Annotated in this window: 10 protein-coding genes; 5 read left to right on the top strand and 5 right to left on the bottom strand. The window is 73.2% G+C overall.

What is annotated here, in order from left to right:
- The coding region (gene arfA / locus FHG89_RS30760; RefSeq protein WP_139587887.1) for an arabinosylfuranosidase ArfA at nucleotides 1-1,453 on the bottom strand (1,453 nt) is incomplete at its 3' end.
- A gap of 146 nt (nucleotides 1,454-1,599) precedes the next feature.
- Between arfA and FHG89_RS30755 the strand changes: the two genes are divergently transcribed.
- Nucleotides 1,600-2,607 (top strand): LacI family DNA-binding transcriptional regulator, encoded by a 1,008-nt coding sequence (locus tag FHG89_RS30755; RefSeq protein WP_139587886.1) that lies wholly within the window; start codon nucleotides 1,600-1,602, stop codon nucleotides 2,605-2,607.
- Here FHG89_RS30755 and FHG89_RS30750 read toward each other — a convergent pair.
- From FHG89_RS30750 to FHG89_RS30740, 3 genes are all read right to left on the bottom strand, one after another.
- Nucleotides 2,604-3,329 (bottom strand): methyltransferase domain-containing protein, encoded by a 726-nt coding sequence (locus FHG89_RS30750; protein ID WP_139587885.1) that lies wholly within the window; start codon nucleotides 3,327-3,329, stop codon nucleotides 2,604-2,606. The genes FHG89_RS30755 and FHG89_RS30750 overlap by 4 nt on opposite strands.
- A gap of 200 nt (nucleotides 3,330-3,529) precedes the next feature.
- Nucleotides 3,530-3,838 (bottom strand): hypothetical protein, encoded by a 309-nt coding sequence (locus FHG89_RS30745; RefSeq protein ID WP_124822832.1) that lies wholly within the window; start codon nucleotides 3,836-3,838, stop codon nucleotides 3,530-3,532.
- A 38-nt stretch (nucleotides 3,839-3,876) separates the two neighbouring features.
- Nucleotides 3,877-5,514: an ABC-F family ATP-binding cassette domain-containing protein gene (locus FHG89_RS30740; protein WP_139587884.1), complete on the bottom strand. Its 1,638-nt coding sequence runs from the start codon at nucleotides 5,512-5,514 to the stop codon at nucleotides 3,877-3,879.
- 62 nt (nucleotides 5,515-5,576) lie between these two features.
- Between FHG89_RS30740 and FHG89_RS30735 the strand changes: the two genes are divergently transcribed.
- The 4 genes from FHG89_RS30735 to FHG89_RS30720 all read left to right on the top strand — a co-directional run bounded on the left by FHG89_RS30735 (nucleotide 5,577) and on the right by FHG89_RS30720 (nucleotide 8,252).
- A complete protein-coding gene (locus tag FHG89_RS30735) occupies nucleotides 5,577-6,347 on the top strand; it encodes an ROK family protein (protein WP_139587883.1) in 771 nt (256 codons plus the stop codon).
- An 89-nt stretch (nucleotides 6,348-6,436) separates the two neighbouring features.
- A complete protein-coding gene (locus tag FHG89_RS30730; protein ID WP_139587882.1) occupies nucleotides 6,437-6,805 on the top strand; it encodes a tetratricopeptide repeat protein in 369 nt (122 codons plus the stop codon).
- A 122-nt stretch (nucleotides 6,806-6,927) separates the two neighbouring features.
- A complete protein-coding gene (locus FHG89_RS30725) occupies nucleotides 6,928-7,182 on the top strand; it encodes a Smr/MutS family protein (protein WP_088987488.1) in 255 nt (84 codons plus the stop codon).
- A 128-nt stretch (nucleotides 7,183-7,310) separates the two neighbouring features.
- A complete protein-coding gene (locus FHG89_RS30720) occupies nucleotides 7,311-8,252 on the top strand; it encodes a threonine/serine dehydratase (RefSeq protein ID WP_139587881.1) in 942 nt (313 codons plus the stop codon).
- A 93-nt stretch (nucleotides 8,253-8,345) separates the two neighbouring features.
- Here FHG89_RS30720 and FHG89_RS30715 read toward each other — a convergent pair.
- A partial coding sequence (locus tag FHG89_RS30715) for a M28 family peptidase (RefSeq protein ID WP_425280246.1) occupies nucleotides 8,346-10,723 on the bottom strand: 2,378 nt, incomplete at its 5' end.

The following is a 10,723-nucleotide window of genomic DNA, read 5'->3' as shown; positions in this document are numbered from 1 at the left end:
ACCGGCGGCCGTCGGGGGTGGGGGTGGGCAGTTCCCGGGGCGTCACCCGGTCGGGCTCGGCCTCGGTGTTGGTCGCCGACGGGTCCGACCCGGCGGCGATGCTCTGGAACGAACAACCGGATAGTCCAGGCAGGCCGCGCAGGTCGATGTCCAATGCGAGGTCCGTCTGGTCCCGGTTGACCGCGAAGACGGTCAGCTCGCCGGTCTCCTCGTCGTGCACTGCGACGGTGTCGAGCACCGGCACGTCCCCGTACTTCTTCGTCTCGTAGCGCGGCGACACCGGCTCGGTACGCAGCACGGTGCCCCGGGCGTACCGGGCGGTCAGCGCGAACGGGTGGAAGATGCTCTGCCGCCAGGCCGGACCACCGTTGCGGGTGCGGATCGGCGCGATCACGTTGGCCAGCTGGGCCTGGGCGGCCACCCCGACCCGGTCGGCGTGCCGCAGCAGGGTGATCAGCAGGTCGCCGACGACCACGGCGTCGACCGCGGTGAAGTCGTCCTCGATGAGGGCCGGGGCCTCGACCCAGCCGCGCCGGTCCAGGTCGGCCTGGAGGCGGGACTCGTACCAGACGTTCCACTCGTCGAAGGAGATCTTCAGCTTGCGCCGGTGCCGCTGCCGGGCGGCCACGTGGTCGGCGGTCGCCACGACCTCGGTGATGAAGTTGTCCATGTCGACGGCCGAGGCCAGGATGCTGGCCTGGTCACCGTCGGACGGGTCGTAGTAGGTGTGCGCCGAGATGTAGTCGACGTGCTCGTAGGTGTGCTCCAGCACGGTCGCCTCCCACGCGGCGAACGTGGGCATCCGCCGGTTGGAGCTGCCGCAGGCGACCAGGCTGATCGACGGGTCGATCATCTTCATGGCGCGGGCGGTCTCGGCGGCGAGCCGGCCGTACTCGTCGGCGGTCTTGTGGCCGACCTGCCACGGGCCGTCCATCTCGTTGCCCAGGCACCACAGCCGCACCCCGTACGGGTCCTCCGCGCCGTGCTTGCGGCGCCTGTCGGACAGCTCGGTGCCGCCCGGGTGGTTGGCGTACTCCAGCAGGTCCAGCGCCTCCTGCACGCCGCGGGTGCCGAGGTTGACCGCCATCATCGGCTCGACGCCGGCCTCGGCCGCCCAGGTCATGAACTCGTCAAGCCCGAACGCGTTGGTCTCGATCGTCTTCCAGGCCAGGTCGAGCCGGCGCGGCCGGTCACCGGCCGGACCCACCCCGTCCTCCCAGCGGTAGCCGGAGACGAAGTTGCCGCCCGGGTAGCGGACCACGGAGACGCCCAGCTCGCGGGTCAGCTCCAGCACGTCGCGGCGCAGGCCGCGGGAGTCGGCGTCGGGGTGGCCGGGCTCGTAGATGCCGCCGTAGACGCACCGACCCATGTGCTCGACGAAGGAGCCGAAGAGACGTCGGTCGGCCGGCCCGATCGAGAAGGCCGGGTCGATCGTCAGTTTCGCGGTCCGCAAGGGGTGCCACCTTTCGTCAGTGCCGGTGCCGGGTGACCGCAGTCACCGCTCACCCGGTGTCCACCGTTTGTACAACGTTGTAGGCAACGTTGTAAAGGGCTGCCGAAGAGGTATGGTGCGCTGGGTTACCTCGGGGAGGGTGCGAAGTGCGGCACAGGCTCAAGGACGTGGCCGAGCGGGCCGGCGTGTCGGTGAAGACCGTCTCGAACGTGGTGAACGGCTATGTCCACGTCCGGCCGGACACCCGCGCCCGGGTCGAGGAGGCCATCGCCGAACTCAACTACCGGCCCAACCTCTCCGCCCGGCACCTGCGCAAGGGCCGCACCGGCGTGATCGCCCTGGCCGTACCGGAACTGGACATCCCGTACTTCGCCGAGCTGGCCCGCCACGTCGTCACCGCCGCCGCCGACTTCGGCTGGACCGTGCTGATCGACCAGACCGGCGGCGGACGCGAGCAGGAACGGGTGGTCGCGTCCGGCATCACCGACCACCTGATCGACGGGCTGATCTTCAGCCCGCTGGCCCTCACCGCGGAGGACCTGGCCAGCCTCGACGGCACGCCCATGGTGCTGCTCGGCGAGCGGATCGACCACGGCCCGGCCGACCGCGTGGTGATCGACAACGTGGGCGCGGCCCGGGAGATCACCAGCCATCTCATCGGCCTCGGCCGGCGCCGGATCGCGGTCGTCGGCTCACAACGCACCGACGAGGGCGCAAGCGCCCGACTGCGGCTGGCCGGCTACGCCGACGCGCTGCGCGCCGCCGGACTGGACTACGACGAAGCCCTCGTGGCGCCCGCGCCGGCCTGGCACCGCGCCGACGGCGCGGCCGCGATGCGCGGCCTGCTCACCTCCGGCGTACGCCCCGACGCGGTCTTCTGCTTCAACGACACACTCGCCCTCGGTGCCCTGCGGGCGCTGCACGAGGCCGGTCTGCGGGTGCCCGAGGACGTGGCGGTTGTCGGCTTCGACGACATCGAGGACGGCCGCTTCTCGATCCCCACCCTGAGCACCGTCGCACCGGACAAGGCGCAGATCGCCCGGCTGGCCGTCGAGTTGCTGGCCAACCGCCTGGACGGCGACCGGACCGCCCCGGCGAGAGAAGTGTCCGCCCCCTACCGCCTGGAGTTCCGCGAATCCACCCAGACCCCCTAGTCGAAGAAGCGGGCCAGGTGCGACTTCGGCGCCGGGTCGGCGTCGGCGGGCAGCGGGGTCAGGTCAGCGAAGATCGAGGCGCCGTCGCAGCCGGCGTGCAGCGGATACCAGCGTGGGGTGCCGGGTGGCCGGAGCTGACAGATCCCCTTGAACGTCTGCACGTCCAACAGCCGGACGTGGGTCGGGTCCGCAACCGCGTTCACGTGCCCCCACCAGGGGCTCATCACGTGCAGCACGCCGCCCGGGCGGAGCACCCGGTGGCACTCGTCCACAAGCGGCAGGAAGTCGATCAGGTGCTCCAGGATGTGCACCGCGAACAGGACGTCCACCGAGTTGTCGGCCAGCGGCAGCGAGCCGGACAGGTCCGCCACGGCGTCCACCCCCGGCGCCGGGTAGATGTCCAGCCCCAGGTTGCTCGACCACTGCTTGGTCGGGCCACAACCGAGGTCCACCACCACCGGCTCCCGGCCACCGACGCCGACGCGGCACCAGACGCCGTACACCCCGGCCAGCCGCCCCACCAGGTCGCGGACCAGCCGCAGGTCGGCTGGCTCGGCCACCTCGCCGCTCAGATGGGCGACCCCCCGGTCGAACCGCACGTCCACGGCGAGACCGCGCAGCCGATCGTCGTGCCGGACCTGGTCCGCCCACGCCTGCGTGAGGAACTCGTCGATCGCCCGCAGCCGGTCGGCCGAGGGTGGAGTCTGTGCCAAAGCGACCATTCGGGCCACCTCCCGCCGCGCGTTACCCGCATTCGCGCCCGGTATGCCCCGCCCGTCCACCCCGCCGTCGGGGCCCGGCGCAGCGCCGCAGGTGTGTCGCAGCCGGCGGCGGCACCGTGGTGAGCGGCATACCTCTGGGGCATGAATATGACTCACAGGTATATCGCTCAACAGGGCCACCGCCTCCGCGGACGGCCGGGTCAGCCCGAGAGGGTGCGACGGCCGCCGCGCATCCGCTGCCGGGGTGGCGGGTCGGCGGGCTTCGGCCGCTTGAGGTGGTAGCGGTGCAGTTCGTGGTTGCCGGGCAGGGACGGGTCCTCGCTCATGGCGACCAACTCCCAGCCCTGGTCGCCGGCCCGGTTGAGGTGGGCCAGCGAGGTGTCGCCGTACGGCGTCACGTCGACCATCGAGCCGTCCGGGCCGTACCAGACGAAGACGACCTCCCAGCCCAGGTCATTGGTCGCCGCCTGACGGCGGCGGACCAGCAGGGCGTACTCCCACTTGAGCATGGCGTCATTCTCACCCCGCGACGGCCCGCCGGCACGGATCAATCCTCGGCGATCCGCCCGCCGTCGACCCGCAGGCGCCTGTTCGTCTCGATCGCCGCCAGCATCCGCCGGTCGTGGGTGACAAGCAGCAGCGTGCCCGGGTAGCTGGCCAGCGCCGACTCGAGCTGCTCGATGGCCGGCAGGTCCAGGTGGTTGGTGGGCTCGTCGAGCACCAGCAGGTTGACGCCGCGACCCTGGAGCAGCGCCAGCGCCGCCCGGGTCCGCTCACCGGGGGAGAGGGTCGCCGCCGGTCGCGGCACGTGCGCCGCCCGCAGCCCGAACTTGGCCAGCAGGGTCCGCGCGTCCGCCGGCGACAGATGGGGTACGGCCGCCTGGAACGCGTCGATCAGCGGCGCGTCGCCGAGGAACAACCCGCGCGCCTGGTCCACCTCGCCCACCACCACGCCCGGCCCGAGTGAGGCGGTGCCCTCGTCCAGCGGCAGCCGCCCCAGCAGCGCGGCCAGCAGGGTGGACTTGCCCGAGCCGTTCGCCCCGGTCACCGCCACCCGGTCCGCCCAGTCGATCTGGAGGTCGACCGGGCCGAGGGTGAAGCCGCCACGGCGTACCACCGCATTGCGCAGCGTGGCCACGACGGCGCCGGCGCGGGGCGCGGCGGCGATCTCCATCCGCAGCTCCCACTCCTTGCGGGGCTCCTCCACCACGTCGAGCCGTTCGATCAGCCGTTCGGTCTGCTTGGCCTTGGCGGCCTGCTTCTCGCTCGCCTCGGCGCGGAACTTGCGGCCGATCTTGTCGTTGTCGGTGGCCTTGCGGCGGGCGTTCTTCACGCCCTTGTCCATCCAGCCCCGCTGGGTGCGCGCCCGCGCCTCCAGCCCGGCCTTCGTGTCGGCGTACTCCTCGAAGTCCGCGCGGGCGTGCCGCCGCGCCACCTCGCGCTCCTCCAGGTAGGCCGCGTAGCCGCCGCCGTAGTGGTTGACCTGCTGCTGCGGCAGGTCCAGCTCCAGCACCCGGGTCACCGTGCGGGTCAGGAACTCCCGGTCGTGACTGACCAGCACCGTGCCGGCCCGCAGCCCGGTCACGAACTCCTCCAGCCGCTCCAACCCGGCCAGGTCCAGGTCGTTTGTCGGCTCGTCCAGCAGGAACACGTCGTACCGGCTGAGCAGCAACGACGCAAGCCCCGCCCGGGCGGCCTGACCGCCGGACAACCCGGTCGTCGGATGGTCCAGGTCGACCGCCAGCCCCAGGTCGGCGCTCACCTGCTCGGCGCGTTCGTCCAGGTCCGCGCCGCCGAGGGCGAGCCAGCGCTCCAGCGCGTCGGCGTACGCGTCGTCCGCGCCCGCCGTCCCGGCGGTCAGCGCCTCGGTCGCCGCGTCCAGGGCCGCCTGCGCGGCGGTCACCCCGGTCCGGCGGGCCAGGAAGTCGCGTACCGTCTCGCCCGGCCGCCGCTCGGGCTCCTGCGGCAGGTGCCCGACGGTCGCGGTGGGCGGGCTGAGTCGCACGCTGCCGGCCTCGACCGGCAGCAACCCGGCGAGGGTACGCAGCAGCGTCGACTTGCCTGCCCCGTTCGGCCCGACCAGGCCGATCACGTCGCCGGGAGCGACCACCAGGTCCAGCCCGGCGAAGAGTGAGCGGTCGCCGTGCCCGGCGGCCAGGTCCTTGACGATCATCGTGGCGCTCATCAGGACGGCAGCCTATCCGGCTGCCCGCATACGAACCGACGGCAGCGGGCAGACTCAACGGCGTGGTGACCACACTGGCGATCGACTGCGGCGGCGGGGGCATCAAGGCGTCCGTGCTCGACGAGGCCGGCACGATGCGCGCCCGGCCGCTGCGGGTGCCGACCCCGTACCCGCTGCCGCCAGCCCTGTTCGTCCGGACCCTGCTGGATCTGGGCGCTCGGCTGCCCACGGCGGACCGGCTGACCGTCGGCGTACCCGGAATGATCCGGCACGGGGTGGTGGTCTCCACCCCGCACTACGTGACCCGCAGCGGCCCCCGCAGCCGGGTCGACCCGGACCTGCTGGCCGAATGGTCCGGCTGGGACGCGCGAGGTGCGCTCGCCGACGCGTTCGGGGTGCCGGCGCTCGTGCTCAACGACGCCGAGGTGCACGGGGCGGGTGTGGTCGCCGGGACGGGCTGCGAGCTGGTGCTGACCCTCGGGACGGGGCTTGGCAGCGCCCTCTTCGACGGCGGTGTGCTCGCCCCGCACCTGGAGCTGTCGCACGCGCCGGTGCGCTGGGGCACCACCTACGACACGTACGTCGGGGAGCCGGAACGCCGCCGGCTCGGCGACGCCTTCTGGTCGCGCCGCATCCGACAGGTGGTGGACGGGCTCCGCCCGGTGTTCCGCTGGGACCGGCTCTACCTGGGCGGGGGCAACTCGCGGCTGATCCGGCCCGAGCAGCTCGCCCGGATGGGCGACGACGTCGTGGTGGTGCCCAACACGGCGGGCATCGTCGGCGGCGTCCGCGCCTGGGAACTGGCCGCCGGCCGCCGGGACGCCCGAACCTGACGCGATCTCGACCCCGGGAACAGTCGCCAAACGCCAGGTGTTGTGCCAGCGTCGGAACAGGTGACGGTGCGACCCGAGGAGGTGGGCAGATGGATCTTCTGGCGGACTACCGGCGGGCGACCATGTTCTTCGAGACCGGTGACCCGAGCGGAGCGGCCCGACTGCTGGAGCCGATCGTCGACGCCGAACCCGGCAACGCGGCGGTCCGGCAGCTGCTGGCCCGGGCGTACTTCCAGTCGGCCCAGCTCAACCGGGCCGAGGAGCACCTGCGGGAGCTGGTCGACCGGGACCCGAGCGACCACTACGCGCACCACGTGCTCGGTCGGACGCTGGAGCGGTTGAACCGGCCCACCGACGCGCTGCGGCACCTGCGGATCGCCGCCGCCATGTACGCGGCAAACGACGACTACCGGGTGGCGCTGGAGCGGGTCGAGGCCCGCGTGGGCGGCACCCGCTGAACGCGAAACCGGTGACGGGCAAGGGGCGGTCCTGCGGGGCCGCCCCTTCGTCGTCCGGCGGGCGGCCCGCCGGAGGTGCCTAGGATGGCGGACATGGGACCTGACCGGCCGGGGGCTGCGGCATGAAGCTCAAGCTGGACCTGCACGACATCTTCAACAAGGGCCAGGACATCGACCGCGCGCTGCGCGGGATCATGGACGAGGCGGTGGCGAAGAAGGCCACCCTCGTGGAGATCATCCCTGGCAAGGGGTCGGGCCAGCTCAAGAAGCGGGTGCTGCGGTTCCTCGACCAGAAGGACGTCAAGCAGCTCTACCACCGCGTGGAGAAGGACTCCAAGAACTTCGGCCGACTCTTCGTCCACTTCCGCTGGAAGTAAACCCCGGCGTGGTCGGGAGCGTCATGGCAGGAGTATCCATCGCCGGGCGGGTCGCCGCCGCCCCCGCCGAAGCGGCGATGAAATTTCCATAGGATGCTCGTCGGGCTCACCAGCGAAGGGCGTTTCCCATGGTGGACAGAAACGACGTCGAGGCGGCCGCCGCACTTGTCTCCGGGTGGGTCCGGGAAACCCCGGTCATCGCTGTCGACGGCGCTGACCTGGGCGTGCCCGGCCAGCTCAGCCTCAAGTTGGAGCTGCACCAGCACACCGGCTCGTTCAAGCCGCGGGGTGCGTTCAACCGGATGCTCCAGGGGCCGCTGCCCTCGGCCGGGGTGATCGCCGCCTCCGGTGGCAACCACGGGCTCGCGGTGGCGTACGCGGCCCGGTCGCTTGGCGTGGCGGCGGAGGTCTTCGTGCCGGTGACCTCGTCGCCGGTGAAGGTGCAGCGGCTGGCGGAGCTGGGCGCTCAGGTGCGGCAGGTGGGCCAGCACTACGCCGAGGCCCTGGCGGCGAGCACCGAGCGGGCGGAGGAGACCGGCGCGTTGGTCGTGCACGCGTACGACCAGCCGGAGGTGGTGGCCGGTCAGGGCACCGTGGGCCGGGAGTTGGAGGCGCAGCTCGACGGGATCGACACGGTGCTGGTGGCGGTCGGTGGCGGTGGACTGGTGTCCGGCATCGCGAGCTGGTTCGACGGGTCGGTGCGGGTCGTGGCCGTCGAGCCCGAGCAGATCCCCACCCTGCACTCCGCTCTCAAGGCGGGCCGGCCGGTCGACATCGAGGTCGGCGGTGTCGCCACGGACTCGCTTGGCGCCCGCCGGATCGGGGAGATCGCGTACGACACCGCCCGCCGGACCGGGGTGGTCTCCGTGCTGGTCAGCGACGAGGACCTGGTGCGGGCGCGTCGGCTGCTCTGGTCGGAGCTGCGGGTCGCCGCCGAGTTCGGGGGTGCCGCGGCGCTGGCCGCGCTGGTCGGCGGCGCGTACGTGCCGCAGGCGGGGGAACGGGTCGCGGTGATCATCTGTGGTGGTAACACCGACCCGAGCGACCTGGGCCCGGCCACGCCGCACTGACCGGTCACCGTATGTAGGTGGTGCGTCCGCGGGTGCAGAGCAAAGGACGCGGGTCCGGCGGGGAGCACCCCCGCCGGACCATGACCCGTCCCGTCAGAAGGGGTAGGTCCGCGCCACCGCCAGCATTTCGGAGCTGTGCGACCCGACGACGCCCACGTCCGGTGGCCGGGGCCGGAAACCGGGCAGCGCGTCCAGCCCGTCGCTGGCGTCCATCGCCCGCAGCGACACCTGCGCGGCGATCGGCCGCAGCGTCAACGTGACCTCGATCCCCTCGGTCGGCGGGGCGTGGAACACCAGCCCGAAGCCCCATTTGCCTTCGCGGGGCTCCACCGGCACCGACCGGCCGGCCACGTCCGCGCGCAGCACCATGGCGGTCGCCCTGTCGACGTGCAGGGTGGCAAGCCGGACCGACCGCTGCGGGGTGAGCCGCAGCCGCAGCGTGCGCTCATCGCCGGAGGTGCTGTCGGCCAGCACGTCGACCTTCGGCGCCGGCAGGTTCGCCGCCGCCGCCGGGCCGACCCGCAGCTCACCGTCGCCGAGCCCGGGGAAGTCGTCCTCCACGCTGGCCATCCCGTCCACGTAGCCGTCCGTCCACGGCTGCGGGTCGGCCTCGTGGCTCAGCCAGCGGGCCTGGCCGGTGCCCGCGTCCAGGGCGTACATCAGGTGAGTGGGCGCGGGGTGCTCGGCGTCGAAGCGGTCGACGGCAAGCCCGACCCCGGCGAGCACCACCGCCGCGACGGCGGCCGCGCCGGCCGGGAGCACCGCGAGCCGCCGGGCCCGCAGCGCGCGCATGCCGCGCTGCCCGCCGGCCTGCGGATGCAACAGGTCGACCACCGGCAGGGCGGTCAGGCCGAGCAGCACCGCGACAAGCGCGGCCACCCCGCCCATCCCCATCCCCAGCGCGGGGAACAGCAGCACCACTGTCGGCAGCAGGATGGCCACCCCGACCGCGGCGGCGGCGGTCACCGCCACCACCGGCCACGGCCCGGCCTGCCGGGTCCGCAGCGCGACCAGCCCGCCGAGAGCGCCGGCCAGGGCCGGCAGGGTGGTGAGGTACGCCCCGCCGGGCACCGCCACGGCGAGCAGCACACCGAGCAGCGCCAGCCAGGCCAGCCCGCCCATGGCCAGCGCGGCCGGGCCGATCCGGCGGCGCAGCAGCGCGTACCAGGTGAACAGGATCGCGGCGGCGAGCGCCAGCACGGCCAACCGGTACCAGATCGGGCGGTACGGGTCGAGCAGTTCCGCGTACCCCGGGCGGATCGTGGTGATCGCCAGCCAGAGCAGTTGGGCGGCGACCGGCGCGAGGACGATCGGCACCAGGGCCAGTCCGAAGCCGGCGGCCAGCCGGCCGACGCTGGCCCGCCCGCTGCGGCGGGTCAGCCAGCCCAGCGCGGCCACGGCGGCCACGGCGAGCAGAGCCAGCGGCAGGGTGAGCCAGCCGGGGTAGCGGACCAGCCCGCCGGGGACCGGGAAGTAGGTGGCGTCCTGCCCGGAACGCAGGTCGGTCAGGTCGGTGCGGCCGAACTCCCGGGCCAGGCCCAGCGCGTTGTCCCCGTGCTGCTGGAGACTGCCCCGGTCCATCGCCGCCGGGGTGTCCAGCGGGGTGTGGTAGATCGCGCCGCCGTCGATGTACGCCGAGTTCAACCCGACGAACTTCTCGTCGAGGAACGCGGTGAAGTCGGTGTCGTTGGGCAGCGCACGGTAGATCTCCACCGCGAACGAGGTGCCGACCGGGTGCGGGGCGGCCCGGCCGAAGACGTCCACCAGTTTGGCGTTGTCCTTCGACGTCTCGAACATGATCACCGGGCCGGTGGAGCCGCGCGCCTCCAGGTTGAGCACCACCCCGCCGTCCGCGGCCAGCGGATGGCTCGCCGCGAACGCGGACGCGCCGCACAGGCACGCCTCCTCCGCGTCGGTAAGCACGAAGACGATGTCGTTGCGGGGCTTCGGGCCGACCGCCAGCGCACGCGCCACCTCCAGGATCGCCGAGGTGCCCGCCGCGTCGTCGTTGCCGCCCGGCCCGGTCTGCACCGAGTCGTAGTGGGCGACCAGGAACACCCGGCCGGTCGGATCAGTGCCGGGAAGCCGGGCCACCACGTTGCGGACCCGGGCCACTGTCGTCCCGCCCGCCGCCCCGCTGAGCTGGCCGGCCTCGGGGGCCACCGTGTCCTGCACCTCGGTCTCCAGGCCCAGCCCGCGCAGCCGCTGCTCGATGTGTGCGCGTACCTGATCGTTGGCCGCGCTGCCGGCGACGTGCGGCCGGGCCGCGATGACCTGGACGTCCGCGTACGCCCGGCCGGCGCTGAACTCGTCAGCCGGCGCGCTCGCCGGCGTCGGTGCCGGCGTACGCAGGTCGAGCAGGCTGCCGGCGCCCACGGCGGCCAGCGCCGCCAGGGCGGACACGGCGGCCAGGAGCCGCCGGCGCGGTCGGGCCAGCGCGCGGTCGGCGGGGGGTACGCCCGGACCGGGGG

Source organism: Micromonospora orduensis (genome assembly GCF_006228125.1).
Classification (GTDB): Bacteria; Actinomycetota; Actinomycetes; order Mycobacteriales; family Micromonosporaceae; genus Micromonospora; species Micromonospora orduensis.
Note: the sequence above shows the minus strand (reverse complement) of the source record. Positions and strands in the feature narration are given on the sequence as shown.

Bases quoted from the DNA above. Each gene is read 5' to 3' on its own strand.
- FHG89_RS30750 (WP_139587885.1), bottom strand. From the start codon at position 3,329: ATGGTCGCTTTGGCACAGACTCCACCCTCGGCCGACCGGCTGCGGGCG.
- FHG89_RS30745 (WP_124822832.1), bottom strand. From the start codon at position 3,838: ATGCTCAAGTGGGAGTACGCCCTGCTGGTCCGCCGCCGTCAGGCGGCG.
- FHG89_RS30740 (WP_139587884.1), bottom strand. From the start codon at position 5,514: ATGAGCGCCACGATGATCGTCAAGGACCTGGCCGCCGGGCACGGCGAC.
- FHG89_RS30730 (WP_139587882.1), top strand. From the start codon at position 6,437: ATGGATCTTCTGGCGGACTACCGGCGGGCGACCATGTTCTTCGAGACC.
- FHG89_RS30725 (WP_088987488.1), top strand. From the start codon at position 6,928: ATGAAGCTCAAGCTGGACCTGCACGACATCTTCAACAAGGGCCAGGAC.
- FHG89_RS30720 (WP_139587881.1), top strand. From the start codon at position 7,311: ATGGTGGACAGAAACGACGTCGAGGCGGCCGCCGCACTTGTCTCCGGG.